This window comes from Arthrobacter halodurans (assembly GCF_041877255.1).
In the GTDB taxonomy this organism is placed as follows: Bacteria; Actinomycetota; Actinomycetes; order Actinomycetales; family Micrococcaceae; genus Arthrobacter_N; species Arthrobacter_N halodurans.
Window position 1 is genome coordinate 63,526 of the sequence record NZ_JBHDLJ010000008.1, and the last position, 16,607, is coordinate 80,132.

General features: G+C 73.2%; 19 protein-coding genes. 3 read left to right on the plus strand and 16 right to left on the minus strand.

All coding sequences use genetic code 11. From position 1 onward, the window contains the following. Positions 1-12: 12 nt before the first annotated feature. The 7 genes from ACETWP_RS11085 to ACETWP_RS11115 are packed head-to-tail and all read right to left on the minus strand — an operon-like array spanning position 13 to position 4,898. Complete coding sequence (locus tag ACETWP_RS11085) at positions 13-459, minus strand: molybdenum cofactor biosynthesis protein MoaE (protein ID WP_373972306.1); 447 nt, start codon at positions 457-459, stop codon at positions 13-15. After that, positions 449-961, minus strand: a complete 513-nt coding sequence (locus ACETWP_RS11090; protein ID WP_373972307.1) for a MogA/MoaB family molybdenum cofactor biosynthesis protein — start codon at positions 959-961, stop codon at positions 449-451. The genes ACETWP_RS11085 and ACETWP_RS11090 overlap by 11 nt, the downstream gene beginning before the upstream one ends. Beyond that, positions 958-1,515, minus strand: coding sequence for a cyclic pyranopterin monophosphate synthase MoaC (moaC, locus tag ACETWP_RS11095; protein ID WP_373972308.1), 558 nt, complete (start codon positions 1,513-1,515; stop codon positions 958-960). Before moaC ends, ACETWP_RS11090 begins: the two co-directional genes overlap by 4 nt. Further along, on the minus strand, positions 1,512-2,816 hold the full coding sequence (locus ACETWP_RS11100) for a molybdopterin molybdotransferase MoeA (RefSeq protein ID WP_373972309.1): 1,305 nt from the start codon (positions 2,814-2,816) through the stop codon (positions 1,512-1,514). Before ACETWP_RS11100 ends, moaC begins: the two co-directional genes overlap by 4 nt. A 29-nt stretch (positions 2,817-2,845) precedes the next feature. Beyond that, the gene (locus ACETWP_RS11105) at positions 2,846-3,667 is read right to left on the minus strand and encodes an ABC transporter permease (RefSeq protein WP_373972310.1); all 822 of its coding nucleotides are present in this window, start codon (positions 3,665-3,667) and stop codon (positions 2,846-2,848) included. Beyond that, positions 3,664-4,500 (minus strand): extracellular solute-binding protein, encoded by an 837-nt coding sequence (locus tag ACETWP_RS11110; RefSeq protein WP_373972311.1) that lies wholly within the window; start codon positions 4,498-4,500, stop codon positions 3,664-3,666. The genes ACETWP_RS11105 and ACETWP_RS11110 overlap by 4 nt, the downstream gene beginning before the upstream one ends. Beyond that, positions 4,497-4,898 carry a TOBE domain-containing protein gene (locus tag ACETWP_RS11115; protein WP_373972312.1) on the minus strand — a complete coding sequence of 134 codons (402 nt, stop codon included), beginning with the start codon at positions 4,896-4,898 and terminating at the stop codon, positions 4,497-4,499. The genes ACETWP_RS11110 and ACETWP_RS11115 overlap by 4 nt, the downstream gene beginning before the upstream one ends. 217 nt (positions 4,899-5,115) lie before the next feature. Here ACETWP_RS11115 and moaA point away from each other — a divergent pair, with 217 nt between their 5' ends. The 3 genes from moaA to ACETWP_RS11130 all read left to right on the plus strand — a co-directional run bounded on the left by moaA (position 5,116) and on the right by ACETWP_RS11130 (position 6,965). Further along, positions 5,116-6,186: a GTP 3',8-cyclase MoaA gene (gene moaA / locus ACETWP_RS11120; RefSeq protein ID WP_373972386.1), complete on the plus strand. Its 1,071-nt coding sequence runs from the start codon at positions 5,116-5,118 to the stop codon at positions 6,184-6,186. Beyond that, positions 6,187-6,573 (plus strand): MoaD/ThiS family protein, encoded by a 387-nt coding sequence (locus ACETWP_RS11125; RefSeq protein WP_373972314.1) that lies wholly within the window; start codon positions 6,187-6,189, stop codon positions 6,571-6,573. It begins immediately after the preceding gene. Positions 6,574-6,665: 92 nt separating this feature from the next. Then, the gene (locus ACETWP_RS11130) at positions 6,666-6,965 is read left to right on the plus strand and encodes a hypothetical protein (protein WP_373972315.1); all 300 of its coding nucleotides are present in this window, start codon (positions 6,666-6,668) and stop codon (positions 6,963-6,965) included. On the opposite strand, the gene ACETWP_RS11135 is transcribed toward ACETWP_RS11130, so the two are convergent. The 9 genes from ACETWP_RS11135 to truB form a co-directional block, all read right to left on the minus strand. Then, positions 6,958-8,451, minus strand: coding sequence for an alanine/glycine:cation symporter family protein (locus ACETWP_RS11135; RefSeq protein ID WP_373972316.1), 1,494 nt, complete (start codon positions 8,449-8,451; stop codon positions 6,958-6,960). The genes ACETWP_RS11130 and ACETWP_RS11135 overlap by 8 nt on opposite strands. A gap of 123 nt (positions 8,452-8,574) precedes the next feature. Next, a complete protein-coding gene (locus ACETWP_RS11140) occupies positions 8,575-9,924 on the minus strand; it encodes a M16 family metallopeptidase (protein WP_373972317.1) in 1,350 nt (449 codons plus the stop codon). A 50-nt stretch (positions 9,925-9,974) separates the two neighbouring features. Continuing rightward, positions 9,975-12,209: a polyribonucleotide nucleotidyltransferase gene (locus ACETWP_RS11145; RefSeq protein WP_373972318.1), complete on the minus strand. Its 2,235-nt coding sequence runs from the start codon at positions 12,207-12,209 to the stop codon at positions 9,975-9,977. A 269-nt stretch (positions 12,210-12,478) separates the two neighbouring features. Then, positions 12,479-12,748, minus strand: a complete 270-nt coding sequence (gene rpsO, locus ACETWP_RS11150; protein WP_373972319.1) for a 30S ribosomal protein S15 — start codon at positions 12,746-12,748, stop codon at positions 12,479-12,481. Between the two features lie 136 nt (positions 12,749-12,884). Then, positions 12,885-13,676: a class I SAM-dependent methyltransferase gene (locus ACETWP_RS11155; RefSeq protein WP_373972320.1), complete on the minus strand. Its 792-nt coding sequence runs from the start codon at positions 13,674-13,676 to the stop codon at positions 12,885-12,887. Continuing rightward, positions 13,673-14,620, minus strand: coding sequence for a bifunctional riboflavin kinase/FAD synthetase (locus ACETWP_RS11160; RefSeq protein WP_373972321.1), 948 nt, complete (start codon positions 14,618-14,620; stop codon positions 13,673-13,675). The genes ACETWP_RS11155 and ACETWP_RS11160 overlap by 4 nt, the downstream gene beginning before the upstream one ends. 94 nt (positions 14,621-14,714) lie before the next feature. Further along, the gene (locus ACETWP_RS11165; protein ID WP_373972322.1) at positions 14,715-15,128 is read right to left on the minus strand and encodes a hypothetical protein; all 414 of its coding nucleotides are present in this window, start codon (positions 15,126-15,128) and stop codon (positions 14,715-14,717) included. Continuing rightward, positions 15,125-15,499 (minus strand): hypothetical protein, encoded by a 375-nt coding sequence (locus ACETWP_RS11170; RefSeq protein WP_373972323.1) that lies wholly within the window; start codon positions 15,497-15,499, stop codon positions 15,125-15,127. Before ACETWP_RS11170 ends, ACETWP_RS11165 begins: the two co-directional genes overlap by 4 nt. 75 nt (positions 15,500-15,574) lie before the next feature. Then, positions 15,575-16,483 carry a tRNA pseudouridine(55) synthase TruB gene (truB, locus tag ACETWP_RS11175; RefSeq protein ID WP_373972324.1) on the minus strand — a complete coding sequence of 303 codons (909 nt, stop codon included), beginning with the start codon at positions 16,481-16,483 and terminating at the stop codon, positions 15,575-15,577. Positions 16,484-16,607: the final 124 nt, after the last annotated feature.

Sequence of the window (16,607 nt, forward strand, 5' to 3'; positions counted from 1 at the left end):
AGGTTAGCCCGCTCAACCGATGCCGACCCATTCCGTGTCACCGTCCTCGAAGTGCTGCTCCTTCCACACGGGGACGCCGTGCTTCACGGCCTCGACCAGGTCCCGGCACGCGTCGAACGCCTCGGCGCGGTGGGCGGACGCGGCCGCGGCGACCAGGGCCGGGTCGCCGACGGCGAGGTCGCCGATCCGGTGCGCGGCCCACAGCCGGGTGCCCGGATGGCGGGCGGCCACCTCCGCGGCCAGCTCGCCCATGCGCGCGTCGGCGGTCGGGTGCGCGCTGTAGGCCAGTCGCACGACGGCGCGCCCTCCGTCGTGGTTCCTGACGATGCCGCCGAACGTCACGACCGCCCCCGTGCTCTCGGTCTCGACGGCGTCCCAGGCGCTGGGCACGTCGATCGGGTCGGAGCTGACGCCGGCGTAGACGACGACCCCGGGGGCCTCCCGCGGATCAGTGGCCATTTTCGCCCTCCATCTGGTCGCAGACGTGCCCGATGATGGGGTCCAGCACGGCCAGCGCGTCCGCGACGCCGCCCGGGGATCCCGGGAGGTTCACGATCAGCGCCGTGCCGGCCGTGCCCGCGTAGCCGCGGCTCAGCGCGGCGCGCGGAGTCTTGGCGAGACCCGCGGCTCGGATGGCCTCCATGATGCCCGGGACCTCGCGGTCCAGCAGCGGCAGCGTCATCTCCGGGGTCGCGTCGGTGGGGCTCAGCCCCGTCCCTCCGCTGGTGAGCACAACGCGCGGCGCGCCCAGCAGGAGGGCGCGCAGCGCGGCGCCGACGGCCTCGCCGTCGGGGACGACGACGGGATCGCCCGTCCGGAACCCGTGCCCGGCGAGCCAGTCGCGGATCACCGGGCCCGTCCGGTCCTCGTAGACCCCGGCGGCGGCGCGCGTCGAGGCGATGAGGACCTCGGCCCGGCGCTGCCCGGCGTCGTGCCCGGCATCGTGTCCGGCGGTGGTCATGGCGCTCCCTGGGTCGTGGTGCCGGCGGCGGCCGGCGCGTGCGGCGCCAGCGCCCAGTCCCCGCTCTTGCCCCCGGACTTCGCGAGGACCAGCACGTCCCCGATCACGGCGTGGGGATCCACCGCCTTGACCATGTCGTAGAGCGCCAGCGCCGCGACCGTGGCCGCGGTCAGCGCCTCCATCTCGACGCCGGTCACGCCGCGGGTCTTGACCGTGGCGAGGATGCGGACCGTGCCCGCGGCGGCGTCGGGTTCGAAGTCGACGGTCGCCTTCGCGAGCGGCAGCGGATGGCACAGCGGCACGAGCTCGGGGGTCTTCTTGGCGCCCATGATGCCCGCGATCCGGGCCACGGCCAGGGCGTCGCCCTTGGGCAGGGCGCCGGAGGCGATCAGCGGGACGACCTCGGGGCGCGTCGTCAGGACCGCCTGCGCCGTCGCCTCGCGCGAGGTCTCGGCCTTGCCGGAAACGTCGACCATGTGGGCGGACCCGTCGGGGCGGACGTGGCTCAGCGCGCGGGCGCCCTGGGCGGGCGCGGAGTCGCGGGGATGGGTCATGGGTTTTCTCCGATCAGCAGGGCTTCCACGGTATCGCCCGCGGACGCCGCCGTGGTCCCGGCCGGGACCAGGATCAAGGCGTTGGCGCTCGCGAGGGCGTGGAGGAGGTGGGACGCGGGCCCGCCGACGGGCCGGATCTCCCCGGCCCCGCCGGCGCCGCCCGGCGAGAAGACGGCGCGGAGCGCCTGCAGCTTGCCGGCGGGGGACGCGCCGATGCCCTCGGCGAGCCGTGCCTCGACAACGCGCCGGGGCGGCAGGCCGAGCAGGTCCGACAGGGCCGGGCGCAGCAGCAGCTCGAAGCTGACGAAGCTGCTCACCGGATTCCCGGGGAAGGCCAGGAACGGCGTCGGCCGCGCGCCGGGCAGCTCGAGCAGGCCGGCGCCCTGCGGACCCCCCGGCTGCATGGCCACCGAGCCGAAATCGACGCCGCGGGCGCAGAGGGCCAGCCGGACCACCTCGAAGGCTCCCTTGCTGATGCCGCCGCTCGTCAGCACCAGGTCGTAGCCGGCTTCACCGGAGCCGGCGACCGGGGCGAGTTCGCGCGCCAGGGCGTCCCCGAACGCCCCGACGGAGTCGGCGCTGATGCCCGCCGCGCGCACCTCCCAGCCGGCGTCCGCGAGCAGGACCGCGAGCAGCGTGGTGTTGGCGTCGTGGATCTGCCCCGGTCCCAGCGGCGCGCCCGGGGCGGCAACCTCGTCGCCGGTGGAGAGCAGCAGGGCACGCGGGCGCCGCAGGACGCCGAGCCCCGCCACCCCGAGCGCCGCCGCCAATCCGAGGTGCGTGGCGCGGAGCCGGGTCCCCGCGCGGAGGGCCGTCGCGCCGGCCGCGATGTCGCTGCCGGCGGCGCGGACGAACTGCCCCGCCGGGACCGCGGACGGGAAGGCGACCCGCGCGTCGGCGTCGTACGGCGCGTCGCCCGCGACGAACGCGGGAAAGGACGGGGGATCCGTGGCTTCCACGGGGACGACCGCGTCGGCGCCGCGCGGCAGCATGGCACCCGTCATGATCGGCGCGGCCGTTCCTGGCTCCAGGAACGGCGCGTCGGCGCCGGCGGGGATCGGCCGGGCCAGCGTCGGCCCCGGCCCCGCCGCGAGCTCGGCCGCGCGCACGGCGTAGCCGTCCATTTGCGAGTTGTCGAAGGGCGGCAGGCTGCGCGGGGCCCGCAGGTCGGCGGCGAGGATGCGCCCGGCCGCGGCCGCCAGCGGCACGGTCTCCGTGCCCAGCGCGGGCGCCAGCGCGGACAGCAGGGCCCGGACGGCGTCGCGGTGCTCGCCGACGGTGCGCCGGAAGGAGTGGTCCATGCGCTTATCCTACGGCCGGCGCCGCCGGCTCAGCGGCGGAAGACGCCGTTGACGCCTGCCCCGGCGAGGATCAGCACGATCAGGTAGAAGCCGATGAGGATGAGCGAGAGCCCGACGGCGGCCTGCGGGTCGTTGGAGTTCAGCGCCAGTTCGATCTGCAGCGGGAGCGTGCGCGTGCGGCCCTCCACCGAGCCCGCGAACGTGATCGTGGCGCCGTACTCCCCCAGCGAGCGCGCGAAGGCCAGCAGCGTCCCGACCACGATGCCCGGCGCCGCGAGGGGCAGCGTGATGTGGCGCAGGACCTGTCCGGCCCCGGCACCGGCGTTGGCGGCCGAGAGTTCCAGGTCGGCGTCGACCGCCTCGATGCTGCTCAGCGCCGCGACGACGAGGAAGGGCAGCGCGACGAAGACCTGGACCACGACGACGGCCGCGGGCGTGAAGCCGACGCCGAGCCCCGCGGCGTCCAGCCATCCGCCCAAAAGTCCCTGGCGGCCCCAGAAGTAGAGCAGGGCGAGTCCGGAGACGACGGGCGAGAGGACCAGCGGCACCACCAGGATGCCGCGGAGGAGCTGCAGCGCGGGCCCGCCCAGCCGCGACAGGAGCACCGCCAGCGGAAGCCCCAGCAGCAGGCACAGCACCGTGCTGGCGGCGGAGGTGGCGAGCGAGAGCCCGAGCGCGGTCCGCGACGCGGGACGCGCGAGGATCTCGGGCAGCTGCTGCCAGTCCGCGGCGCCGAGGAGCGCCACCAGCGGCCCGGCCAGCAGCACCAGGGCGACGGCGGCGGGCGCCCAGAGCCACCGCGGCGTGGTGGCGCGGCGGAGCCGCGGGGAGAAGGAGCGGCGTGACGTCACGGGCGTTCGAAGCCCGCTTCGGCGAGGATCCCGGCCGCGGTGTCCCCGAGGAGCCACGCGGCGAACGACTCGGCCGCCGCGGGCGCGTCCGCGGCGAGCAGCAGGGGGTAGGCGTTCGGCGCGATCTCCACGTCCAGCGGCACCGTCTCGACCGCGTCCCCGGCGGCGGCCGCGTCGGTCGCGTAGACGAACCCCGCGTCGACCTGTCCGCTGGCGACCTTGGACAGCACGGCGCGGACGCTGTCCTCCTCGGTCACGGTCGCCAGACGCAGCCCCTTGCGCTCCAGGTAGTCGCCGGCCGCCCGGCCGCAGGGGACGCTGGGCGCGCAGAGGGCGACGGCGCCGGCGGTGGCCAGCCCGCCGGCGTCGGCGATGCCCGATCCGGGCCTCACCGCGATCACGAGCCGATTCAGCGCCACGTCGCCCAGGCGGCGGAACTCCCCCGGCCGGGCGAGCGCGTCGAGGGACGCGGCGTCCGCGGTGACCATCACGTCCGGGACCTCTCCCGAATTGGCCTGCTGCACCAACCGGGCCGAGGACGCCAGGTTGATGGGGATCCCACGGGTGTCGCCCGTCTCGCGCGCGTACGCGGCCGTCAGCAGGGGTGCGACGTCGGTCAGCGAGGCGGCGGCGAAGAAGCCGATGTCGGAGGCCCCGCGCCCCTGGTCCGACGCGGCGGGGTCCGCGCCGGGGTGGGCGGCGCCGGGGGCTCCGCAGCCGGCGAGCAGGACCGCGGCCAGCAGCGCGGCCAGCGCGCACGCACGGCGCGCCGCCCGGAATGCCGCCCGGGATGCCGCGCCGACCGGGCGGGTTTTCGGGCGCCGGTGAGTCACTTCCTGCGCTCCGTTTCGATGATCACGCTGGTCGACTTCACGACGGCGGTCGCGACGGTCCCGGGCTCCAGGCCGAGCTCGCGGACAGCCTCGCTGCTCATCAGCGAAACCACGCGGAAGGGGCCGCACTGCATCTCGACCTGGGACATCACGCGGTCGGACACCACCTCGGTCACGAGGCCCACGAAGCGGTTGCGGGCGGAGCTGGACACGTCGATCCGGTCCTCGGGCGCCGCGGCGGCCGCGCGGATGTGCTCGGCGAGCTCCCTGCCGTCGACCACCGCGCGCCCCGAGCCATCCCGAAGCGCGGACAGGCGTCCGGCGTCGATGAGCCGGCGCACGGTGTCGTCGCTGACCCCGAGAAAGCGGGCCGCGTCCGAAATCCTCAACTGCGTCATGATCAGATGATAGGCGCCGCATATGCGACGCTCAAGACGGACCGGCGCGGCGGGTGGACGCGGCGCCGGAAGGGATCCGGCGCTCGGGCGCCGTCGCCGGCCGGCCGTCGGCGGAGAACCGCTGATTTCGCCGCGCGAGTGGTCTACGCTCGATGTCATGGAACAAACAGCGCAGCCCCCGGGAGCCCCCGACGGCCGGGCGCCGGTGGCGCTGGGCATGCCCGCGCTTCCGCCACCCGCACCGCCCGCCGCGCCGGCGGGCGATCAGCGGCTCGTCGACCGGTTCGGGCGGGTCGCCACCGACCTGCGCATCTCGCTGATCGACAAGTGCAACCTCCGCTGCACCTACTGCATGCCGGCGGACGGGCTCGCCTGGCTGCCCAAGGAGCGGCTGCTCACGGCGGCGGAGATCCGCCGCCTGGTGCGCATCGGGGTCCAGGACCTCGGCGTGCGCGAACTGCGCCTCACGGGCGGCGAGCCCCTGGTCCGTCACGACCTCGCGGACATCATCGCCGCGGTCCGCGGCGACCACCCCGACCTGCCGATCTCCATGACCACCAACGGCGTCGGCCTGGCCGAGAAGGCCCGCGCCCTCGCCGACGCCGGCCTGAGCAGGATCAACGTCTCCCTGGACACGCTGCACGCCGAGTCCTTCGAGCGCCTGGCGCGCCGCAACTTCCTCGGCCGCGTCATGGCCGGCATCGACGCCGCCTCCGCGGCCGGCCTCACCCCGCTGAAGATCAATGCCGTGCTGATGCGCGGTATCAACGACGCCGAGGCGCCCGAGCTGCTGGCGTGGTCGCTGCTGCACGGCTACGAACTGCGCTTCATCGAACAGATGCCGCTGGACGCCGACCACGGGTGGCGCCGCGACAACATGGTCACGGCCGAGGACACCCGCGAGCTCCTGCGCGGCGAGTACGACCTCACGGTCGACCCGGGCGACCGCGACGGCGCGCCGGCCGAGAGGTACCGGGTGGCCTCGAAGCGCGAACCCGGCGTCGTGCTGGGCACGGTGGGGATCATCGCCTCCGTGACGGAGCCGTTCTGCGCCGACTGCCGGCGCACCCGCATCACGGCCGAGGGACGCGTGATGAGCTGCCTCTTCTCGCGCGAGGAGACGGACCTGACGGCCCTGCTGCGCTCGGGGGCCACCGACCGCGAGGTCGCCGACCGCTGGCGCGCCGCGATGTGGGCCAAGCCGCGGGCCCACGGCATGGGCCACACCGGGCTCGGCGCCGACGACTTCGTGCAGCCGGACCGCTCCATGAGCGCGATCGGGGGCTAGGTGCCGCGCATCAGGTACTACGCCGCGGCGGCGGCCGCTGCGGGCGTGCGCGAGGAGCACGTGGCGCTGGGGGACATCGCGGACGGCGGAGGCACGCTCGGCGCGCTCCTGCGGCACGTCGGCGACGCGCACGCGGCCCCCGTCCTGGAGTCCTCCGTCTTGCGGTCCGCCGCCCCCCGGGGCCCGGCGGCCTCCCTGTCCGGGCCCGGGGGCAGCGGAACCGCACCGGGCCGCGGAACCGCACCGGGCCGCGCGGGCGCGCCACGGCTGGACCGCGTGATCTCGCGCTCCAGCTTCCTGGTCAACGAGGTGAACGAGCGGGACGCCGGGCGCCCGCTGGCCGAGGACGACGTCGTGGACGTCCTCCCGCCCTTCGCCGGGGGCTAGCCGCCCCGGTGTGGACTCCCGGCCGGCCCGGTCCTACGGTGGTGGCACCGGGCGGGGCGGCCGGCCCCGTCCCCGGACCGGGGAGGCTCGGGATGTACACGCTGCAGATCGAACACGGCATCTCGTCGTACGGAGCCTGGAGAACGGCCTACGACGCGGATCCGCTGGACCGCGCGGGCTCGGGCGTGCTGGCCGCGCGGGTGGCCCAACCCGTCGGGGACGACCGCCGCGTCGTCGTCGAGCTGGACTTCGCCGCCGAGGCGCAGGCCGAGCTGTTCCTCGCGCGCCTGCGCTCCGAGGTGTGGGGCACGGGGACCGCGCCGGCGCTGCGCGGCGGCCCGGAGACCCGCATCCTGCGTCTGCTGGACGCGGGCCCCGTGGCCGCTACTTGACGCCGTAGTGGTGGCTGGAGCCCACCACGTCGCCGGACTTCCACTGGTCCCAGCCCGGCTGGTCCTTCATGAACGCCTCGATCTCTTCCTTGCTCGCCTCGAGGCGCGGATCGTGCTTCAGGTAGTGGCGCGTCTCGCGCACGATCAGGCCGGACAGGAGGAGCAGGCCGATGAGGTTGGGCAGGGCCATCAGGCCGTTCATGACGTCGGAGAAGTTCCAGACGACGCCGAGCTGCACCGTGCAGCCCACGAAGACGACCAGCGAGAACAGCACGCGGAAGGGCGTCACGGCCCGGCGGCCGAACAGCCGCTCGACGTTCCGCTCGCCGTAGTAGGCCCAGCCGAGGATCGTGGAGAAAGCGAACATGACCAGGCCGACGGTCACGATCCCGTGGCCCCAGTCCCCCGGCAGCCCCGTGGTGAACGCCTCGCCTGTCATGACCGCCGGGGAGATCTGCTCGCCGGTCTCCGGGTCGGTCTGGTTCCACACGCCGGTGGTGACGATCACCAGGCCCGTGCAGCTGACCACGATGATCGTGTCGATGAAGGTCTGCGTCATCGACACCAGCCCCTGGCGCACGGGGTGGGTGGTCTGGGCGGCGGCCGCCGCGATGGCGGCCGATCCCATGCCGGATTCGTTGGAGAAGATGCCGCGGGCCACGCCGTACTGGACCGCGAGGATGATCGTCGACCCGGCGAAGCCGCCGACCGCCGACGTCCCGGTGAAGGCGTCCGAGAAGATCTGGGCGAACGCGGCGGGCACTCCCTCGATGTTCGCGATGAGGATGAACAGCGCGCCGGCGACGTAGAAGATGATCATGATCGGCACGAACGCGGCGGTCACGCGGCCGATAGACTTGATGCCGCCGACCAGGACGACCAGCGTCATCGCGGTGAGGATCGCGCCGGTGATCCACAGCGGGACGCTGAAGCTGCTTTCCAGGTTGGAGGCGATCGAGTTGCCCTGCGTCATGTTGCCGATGCCGAAGCAGGCGAGCGTCGCGAAGATCGCGAACGACAGCCCCAGGATTTTCCCAAGCGGGCCCCTGATGCCGCGCTCCAGGTAGTACTGGGGCCCGCCGGACTTCTCGCCGGCCGCGTCGGTGCCGCGGTAGCGCACACCCAGGAACGCCTCGGAGTACTTGGACGCCATGCCGAGCAGGCCGGTCACCCACATCCAGAACAGGGCGCCCGGGCCGCCGATGCCGATGGCCGTGGCGACGCCGACGATGTTGCCGGTGCCCACCGTCGCCGCGAGCGCGGTGGTCAGGGCCTGGAACTGCGAGATGTCCCCCTCGGCGCCCTTGTCGCTGCGGGTCAGCAGCCCGAGGCGCAGCGCCACGCCGAGCTTGAGGATCTGCAGCCCGCCGAGCCGGATGGTCAGGTAGAGACCCGTTCCGAGGAGCAGCGGAATCAGCAGGAAGGGTCCCCAGACGACGCTGCCGACGTCCCCCAGGAATGTCTCAACGGCGGACCAATCGATCATGACAGCACCTCTCCCAGCGAATGACGGAACAGCCGCGGCGGTGATCCGTGCCACAGGCACCGTCCATGGTAGCCCCCGGGGCGCCCATCCGGGCAATCCGTGGGCGCGACGGGCCCTCCGGCGCTAGAGGCCGAAGTCTGAGGCGTCGTCGAACGGGCCGACGACCGTGACCGTGCGGCGGCGCCCGGCGAGCTCGCGGGCCAGCGCCTGCACCTGCTCGCGGGTCACGGCCTTGATGCGGTCCAGCGACTCGTCGATGTCGTGGAAGACGCCCGTCACGAGTTCGGCGCGGCCGAGCCGCGACATCCGGGACCCCGGATCCTCCAGGGCCAGCACCATGCCCCCGGACAGCTGTCCGACGGCCTTGCGCAGTTCCTCGTCCGTGACGCCGTCGGCGGCGAGCTTGTCCAGCTCCGCGCCCAGCAGGGTGATGACCTGCCCCGTCTTGGCCGGGGAACAGCCGGCGTACATGCCGAAGTACCCGGCGTCGGAATAGGCCGCGGAGAAGGAGTAGGTGGAGTACACCAGTCCCCGCTTCTCGCGGATCTCCTGGAAGAGCCGGGAGGACATGCCTCCGCCGAGGACGGCGTTGAGGACGCTCATGGTGTGCCGGCGCTCGTCGGTGGCGACGATGCCGGGGCAGCCCATGATGATGTTCGTCTGCTCCACCGGGCGGCGGACGACGTCGATGGTGTGCTGGCCGTGGATCTCGGCGGGCTCCGTGGCGCGGCGCGGCCGGGGCCGGGCGTTCTCGTCCAGCTCCCAGCCGGACGCGCGCAGCGCCTCGAGGACGCGCGCGCAGACCTCGTCGTGGTCCAGGGATCCGGCGGCGGTCACGACGAGCTCGCCGGGCGTGTAGTAGCGCGCGTAGTGGTCCACGACGGACGCGCGCGGAACGGCCAGGATGGCCTCCGGGGTCCCGCCGATGGGGCGCCCCAGTGGGTGGTCGCCGAGGACCGCGGCGACGAACTTCTCGTGGGCGACGTCCCCCGGATCGTCGCTGTCCATCGCGATCTCCTCCAGGATGACGTCCCGCTCCTGCTCCAGCTCGTCCGGGTCCAGGACGGCGGAGGTGACCATGTCGGCGATGACGTCGATCGCGAGCGCGAGGTCCGAGTCGAGGACCCGCGCGAAGTAGCAGGTGTTTTCCTTCGCCGTCGCGGCGTTGGACTCCCCGCCGACCTCGTCGAAGGCCGACGCGATCTCGAGCGCCGTGCGGCGGGTGGTGCCCTTGAAGAGCAGGTGTTCGAGGAAGTGGGTCGAGCCGTGCTGGCCGTCGGCCTCGTCGCGCGAGCCGACGCCGATCCAGAAGCCGATCGTGGCGGAGCGCTGGCCGGGCATGGCCTCGGTCAGGACCCGGACCCCGCCGGGGAGGACGGAGCGGCGCACCAGCGCCCCTCCGGCCTCCCCGTGCAGGATCGTGGGGTCCCCGTCCTCGATGGGAGCGTGCGCTCCCGCCGGGGACGGGGACATTCCAGAGCCGTGGAGCGGCAGAGGAATCATTGCCATCGTGGGGTACGTGCCTACTCTGCGGGAACCGCGGCGTCGGACGCGTCCTCGGCGACGACCGGGGCGAGCGAGAGCTTTCCGCGGTCGTCGACCTTGGTGATCTCCACCTGGATCTTCTGGCCGACGGAGACGACGTCCTCGACGTCGTCCACGCGCTTGCCGCCGGAGAGCTTGCGCAGCTCCGAGATGTGCAGCAGTCCGTCGCGGCCCGGCGTCAGGGACACGAACGCGCCGAAGGTGGTCAGCTTCACGACCGTGCCCACGTACCGCTCGCCCACCTCGGGGACCATCGGGTTGGCGATGGCGTTGATGGCGGAGCGGGCGGCCTCGGCGGACTCGCCGTTGGTCGCGCCGATCAGCACGGTGCCGTCGTCCTCGATGGAGATGTCCGCGCCGGTGTCCTCCTGGATCTGGTTGATCATCTTGCCCTTCGGGCCGATGACCTCGCCGATCTTGTCCACCGGGATCTTGACGGAGATGATGCGCGGCGCGAACTCGGAGAGCTCGTCCGGCGTCTCGATCGCCGAGTTCATGACCGAGAGAATGTGCAGGCGCGCCTCGCGGGCCTGCGTCAGCGCGGCGGCCAGCACGGAGGCCGGGATGCCGTCGAGCTTGGTGTCCAGCTGGATGGCCGTGACGAACTCGGACGTTCCGGCGACCTTGAAGTCCATGTCGCCGAACGCGTCCTCGGCGCCCAGGATGTCGGTCAGCGCCGCGTAGCGGGTCTGGCCGTCCACCTGGTCGGAGACGAGGCCCATGGCGATGCCCGCGACCGGGGCGCGCAGCGGCACGCCGGCGTTGAGCAGCGACAGGGTCGACGCGCAGACGGAGCCCATCGACGTCGAGCCGTTGGAGCTCAGCGCCTCGGAGACCTGGCGGATCGCGTAGGGGAACTCCTCGCGGGACGGCAGCACGGGCACCAGCGCGCGCTCGGCGAGGGCGCCGTGGCCGATTTCGCGGCGCTTCGGGGACCCGACGCGGCCGGTCTCGCCGGTGGAGTACGGCGGGAAGTTGTAGTTGTGCATGTAGCGCTTGCGCGTCACCGGCGACAGCGAGTCGATCTGCTGCTCCATCTTGAGCATGTTCAGCGTGGTGACGCCCATGATCTGGGTCTCGCCGCGCTCGAAGATCGCGGAGCCGTGCACGCGCGGCAGGACCTCGACCTCTGCGGTGAGCTGGCGGATGTCCGTCAGGCCGCGGCCGTCGATGCGGACCTGCTCCTTGAGGATGCGCTGGCGGACGACCTTCTTCGTGACGGCCTGGACGGCCTTGCCGACCTCGCCCGCGCGTCCCTCGAACTCCTTGCCCTCGCCGGCGAGCTGCTCGAGCACCTCGTCGCGGTGGGCGCTGGAGGCGTTCTCGCGCTCCTGCTTGTCGGCGATGGCGAAGATGTCGGTGACCTTGCCGTAGGCCAGGGACTCGACCGCGGCGAAGACATCGTCCTCGTAGTCGCGGAAGACCGGGAACTCGACGGTCGGCTTGGCGGCGCGGGCGGCCAGGTCGGCCTGCGCGTCGCAGAGGACCTGGATGAACGGCTTGGCGGCCTCGAGGCCCTGGGCCACGACCTCCTCGGTCGGGGCGGTGGCGCCGCGCTCCTTGATGAGGTTCCAGGCGTTGTCGGTGGCCTCGGCCTCGACCATCATGATGTTCACGTCGTCGCCGGCAACGCGGCCGGCCACGACCATGCTGAACACGGCGTCCTGAAGCTGGGAGTGCTTCGGGAAGGCGACCCACTGGGCGCCGGCGCCGTCGTCGACCAGTGCGACGCGGACGCCGCCGATCGGCCCGGAGAACGGCAGGCCGCTCAGCTGGGTGGACATGGAGGACGCGTTGATGGCGACCACGTCGTAGAGGTCGTCCGGGTTGATGGACAGGATCGTCACGACGACCTGGACCTCGTTGCGCAGGCCCTTGACGAAGGCCGGGCGCAGCGGGCGGTCCATCAGGCGGCAGGCCAGGATGGCCTCCGTCGACGGGCGGCCCTCGCGGCGGAAGAAGCTGCCCGGGATGCGGCCGGCGGCGTACATCCGCTCCTCGACGTCAACGGTCAGCGGGAAGAAGTCGAACCCTTCGCGGGGGTGCTTGCCGGCCGTGGTGGCGGACAGCATCGAGGTGTCGTCGTCGATCGAGACGAGCGTCGCGCCGGCGGCCTGCTGGGCGAGGCGGCCGGTCTCGAAGCGGATGGTGCGCTGGCCATAGCGGCCGTTGTCGATGACGGCTTCGGCGAACTGGATTTCGGGACCCTCCATGGAGAGTCACCTCCGTTTCTGTTGTTGCGGAGGCAACCGGCATCTGTTCCGGATCGGCCGGAGGCGGCACCCGGTCTTCGATCGAGGCCCACGGGCGCCGGCTGCGTGCCGGGCTTCCCGTAGACCACTACCGAGGACCGCGAATGCGCGCGATGCGGGTTGGCTCCTGGTGTTTTCTCTGTGCGGTGGTGGGGCATGCGCCCCGACCGGGCTTCGGGCGGCGCCCCGCGCCGGGTTGGACCCGGCGCGGGGACCGCCCGCGCGTCCGGCTAGCGGCGCAGGCCGAGGCGCTCGATCAGCGAGCGGTAGCGCTCGATGTCGGTGTCCTTCAGGTAGCCCAGCATGCGGCGGCGGCGACCGACCAGGGCCATGAGGCCGCGGCGGGTGTGGTGGTCGTGCTTGTGCATCTTGAGGTGCTCCGTCAGATCCAGGATGCGACGGGACATCACGGCGATCTGCACTTCCGGCGAGCCGGTGTCGCCCTCGTGGGTGGCGTACGCCTTGATGATTTCGGTCTTGACTGCGGCGTCGAGTGCCACGTGAACTCCTAGAGTTGTACCGCGAACATGGAGCGTGCCGTCTCCGGCACCGGTGCCGCGCAACCGCGGACTGCAGCGGGCACCACCGGACAGTCTAGCATCAGCCTCCCGGCGGGCCCGCCCGCGCGCGGGACCGTCAGCGCCGGGCCGCGCGCCAGGCGTGTGTGAAGTACGGGAGCGCCAGTTCCGCGCGGGGGGCGTGTCCGAGGTGCTCGAAGAGGTACCAGCGCAGGTTCCCGAGGACCTTGGCGCGGGTGGCCTCGTTGGCGCGGAGGTAGTAGCTGCGGCTCTTCGCGAGCTCGAGCAGGCCCTCGGGCGTGGTCCGCTGGTCCCACCGCGCCCCGAGTGGCTCGGGTTCGGCGAACTGCGGCCCCACCGCCGGCCGGAAGTGCGGGCGGTGCACGTCGCCGGCGTGCATGATCCGGCTCAGGCGGTGCACCCACGGGACGGTCACGTCCAGCTGGTTCCACACCAGGCCCAGCGTGCCGCCGGGGCGCAGGATGCGCGCGGCCTCCGCGGACGCCGCGTCGGGGTCCACCCAGTGCCAGGCCTGGGCGCAGAGCACGGCGTCGAACGCGGCGTCCGGGAGCCCGGTCGCCTCGGCCGTGGCCTCGACCGCGGGGACATCGGGCAGCTTGCGGCGCAGCTGGGCCAGCATGTCCGCCGAGGGGTCGACGGCGGTGGCGCGCAGCCCCCGGGCCGCGAGCAGCGCGGTGAGGATGCCCGTGCCCGCGCCCAGGTCGGCCGCGTCGCGCGCGCCGGCGGGCAGCATGAAGTCCACGGCCGCGTCGGGGTAGCCGGGGCGGACGGCGTCGTAGTGCTCGCCCCCGGCGCGGAAGGCCCCGCCGAGCTCGCGGCGCGCCGCGCCGTCGAGCCCGGGGGCGCGGCCCGGGAGGTTGGGGACGGGTGGATGGTCGCGCAGGCTCAATCCGCGGCCAGGATCGCGCGGCTGTTCTCGACGTCGTCGCGCATCTGCTCGATGAGGGCCTCGACGCCGCGGTAGGCGACCATCGGCCGGAGCCGCGCGACGAACTCGACGACGACCTGCTGGCCGTAGAGGTCGAAGTCCTCCACGGCCTCCGTGGGCCGGTCGATCACGTGCGCCTCGACCTGGCGGCTGACGCCCTCGAAGGTGGGGTTGGAGCCGACGGAGATCGCGGCGGGCCAGCGGACGCCGGCCTCGTCCACCAGCCATCCGGCGTAGACCCCGTCCGCGGGGATGATGCCGGACGCGTCGGTGGACAGGTTGGCCGTGGGGAAGCCCAGCGCGCGCCCGCGCGCGGCCCCGTGGACGACCTCGCCGCGCATCCGGTGCGGCCTGCCGAGGATGTCGCTGGCCGTGTGGACGTCGCCGTTGACGAGCGCCTCGCGGATCCACGTCGAGGACCACCGGCGGTCCTCGCCGATGTCGTCGATGCCGAGGACCTCGAAGCCGTGGAGGCGGCCGAGCTCGACCATCGTGTCGAAGTCGCCCTCGTTGTCGCGGCCGAAGCGCACGTCGTGGCCGATGACGACGGCCCGGGCGCCCAGTCGGTCCACGAAGACCTCCTTGACGAACTGCTCCGCGGTGGCCTGGGCGAACTCCAGCGTGTAGCGGATCATCAGCAGCGCGTCGACGCCGCTCTCCGCCAGCGAGTCGATGCGGTCCTCGATCCCCATGATCAGCGGGGGGCAGGTCCCGGGGCGGTGCACCTGGGCGGGGTGGGGGTTGAAGCTGATGGCCACGGCCGTCGCCCCCCGCTCGCGCGCCGCGTCGACGAGTCGGCGCAGCACCGCGCGGTGGCCGCGGTGGACGCCGTCGAAGTTCCCCAGCGTCACCACTGAGGGTCCGTAGCCGGCCGGCACGGCTTCGAGGCCTTTCCAGTAGTGCACGGTGCTCCTTTGTGGGTCTGGCTTGCTGTTGGCGGGCGAACGCCTGTTCCATTATGGACGATGGGCGCGCCGCGACCCATTCGGGCGGCGCCCGCTACGGCCGGTGCCGGAAGATCCACCAGAGGCCGACGATCGGCAGGACCAGCGGCACGTAGCCGTAGCCCTGCCCGAAGTGCGACCAGACGGTCGGATGGGAGAACTGCCCGGGCAGCGCGTAGCTGAGCGCGCCGATGACCAGCACGCCGCCCAGCTCGATCAGCAGCGCCACCAGCGACAGCCGCCAGCTGCCGGGCTTGTGCGAGGCCAGCGCCAGCGTCGCCAGGATGTACACGAGCGCGGCGAGGGCGCTGAGCGAGTAGGCCAGGGGCGCCTCCTCGAACTTGGTGGCGATCTGGTACGCCGCGCGTGCCGTCGACGACAGCGCGAAGACGCCGTAGACGGCGATGATGATGCGTCCCAGGCCGCTCTGGCGCTGCCCGGCTTCGGGCCGGGGCGTGGTGTGGCTCATGCGGGGAGGGCTCCGTCCCAGATTTGTTCCATGCGGTACAGCATGACGAAGATCGTGGCGCCGGCGGCCGCCAGCACGACGTTGGACCAGCGGGTCTTGTCCGTCACGGCCCACCAGAACGCGATGACCGGCACCAGCAGGGCGGTGGCCAGGTAGCCCCAGAACTCCCAGGCCTCCCCCGCGGGGCCCTCCCCGCCCGCCTGCCGGACCGCGGCCGCGACGCCGTAGACCACCAGGAACAGTTCGACCGCCGCGAGCCCCAGGATGGCGAAGTCGTCGGGGTGGTTGCGGATCACGGCGGCGACGACGCCCAGGAGGACCGACGCGGCGCAGAGCGCGGCGCCGGCGATGAAGAAGCCGTCGACGATCACGGGGGGATGTTCCTTTCGGGTGGTGTGGCGGCGGCGCGGCGGTCTCGGCACGGCGGTCACGCCGTGGCGCGCCGGTCAGGCCGTGGCGAAGACGATGTCGGGTTTCGCCGCGTCGCCCTTGTTCTTCAGCAGCGCCACCAGGGTGCCGTCGGGGGCGAAGGCCGCGGTGACCGCGCCGTCGTCGTTCGGGGCGACGCGGCGGCCGAAGGACAGCTCGGTGGTCTCCTCGGCCGTGAGTTCCCGGTTCGGGAACAGGGCGCGCGCCGCGTCGTCGAGCGGGAGCATCTCGAAGTTCCCGGCCAGCTGCTCCATGGTCCTCGCGGCGTCGATCCCGTAGGGGCCCACGCGCGTGCGCCGCAGGGCGGTCAGGTGTCCGCCCACGCCGAGCGCCTCGCCGAGGTCGCGCGCGAGGGCGCGGACGTACGTTCCGGAGGAGCAGTCCACGGTGACGTCGACGTCCAGGACCTTGCCGCCGCGCTCGCGGCGGACGTCGTGGACCTCGAAGCGGCCGACCGTCACGGGGCGCGCGGCCAGGGCCACGTCCTCGCCCTTGCGGACGCGGGCGTACGACCGCTCGCCGTCGACCTTGATGGCGCTCACGCTGGAGGGCACCTGCAGGATCTCCCCCGTCAGCTTCAGCACCTCCGCGCGGATCATGTCGCCGGTCACGGCGGCCGCGATGCGGGCCTGGACCAGCTCCCCCTCGGCGTCGTCGGTCACCGTCGTCTCGCCGAGCCGCATGGTGGCGGTGTAGGTCTTGGAGACGCCGACGATGTAGGTCAGGAGGCGCGTGGCCTTGTTGACCCCCACGACGAGCACCCCGGTGGCCATCGGGTCGAGGGTTCCGGCGTGGCCGACCTTCCGGGTGCCGGCGAGCCGGCGCGTGCGGCCGACGACGTCGTGGCTGGTCCAGCCCTGCGGCTTGTCGACGATCACCAGGCCGGAGCCGACGCCGGACGGGGTGTTCTCGAGACCTGTTTTCACGCCCCCCAGTATAGGCGCGGCGGGGCGGCGCCCGGCGCACCGCGGCCGCGGAGCGCGAACGGTGGACCCGCCCGGGAACGCGTTCGGGGGCCGGAGCGCGGGATTCCTCCCGCGTTCCGGCCCC

What these genes read in the sequence shown, in the direction of transcription:
- ACETWP_RS11085 (WP_373972306.1), bottom strand. Translation starts at nt 459, where the DNA reads ATGGCCACTGATCCGCGGGAGGCCCCCGGGGTCGTCGTCTACGCCGGC.
- ACETWP_RS11090 (WP_373972307.1), bottom strand. Translation starts at nt 961, where the DNA reads ATGACCACCGCCGGACACGATGCCGGGCACGACGCCGGGCAGCGCCGG.
- moaC (WP_373972308.1), bottom strand. Translation starts at nt 1,515, where the DNA reads ATGACCCATCCCCGCGACTCCGCGCCCGCCCAGGGCGCCCGCGCGCTG.
- ACETWP_RS11100 (WP_373972309.1), bottom strand. Translation starts at nt 2,816, where the DNA reads ATGGACCACTCCTTCCGGCGCACCGTCGGCGAGCACCGCGACGCCGTC.
- ACETWP_RS11115 (WP_373972312.1), bottom strand. Translation starts at nt 4,898, where the DNA reads ATGACGCAGTTGAGGATTTCGGACGCGGCCCGCTTTCTCGGGGTCAGC.
- moaA (WP_373972386.1), top strand. Translation starts at nt 5,116, where the DNA reads ATGCCCGCGCTTCCGCCACCCGCACCGCCCGCCGCGCCGGCGGGCGAT.
- ACETWP_RS11130 (WP_373972315.1), top strand. Translation starts at nt 6,666, where the DNA reads ATGTACACGCTGCAGATCGAACACGGCATCTCGTCGTACGGAGCCTGG.
- ACETWP_RS11135 (WP_373972316.1), bottom strand. Translation starts at nt 8,451, where the DNA reads ATGATCGATTGGTCCGCCGTTGAGACATTCCTGGGGGACGTCGGCAGC.
- ACETWP_RS11140 (WP_373972317.1), bottom strand. Translation starts at nt 9,924, where the DNA reads ATGTCCCCGTCCCCGGCGGGAGCGCACGCTCCCATCGAGGACGGGGAC.
- ACETWP_RS11145 (WP_373972318.1), bottom strand. Translation starts at nt 12,209, where the DNA reads ATGGAGGGTCCCGAAATCCAGTTCGCCGAAGCCGTCATCGACAACGGC.
- ACETWP_RS11165 (WP_373972322.1), bottom strand. Translation starts at nt 15,128, where the DNA reads ATGAGCCACACCACGCCCCGGCCCGAAGCCGGGCAGCGCCAGAGCGGC.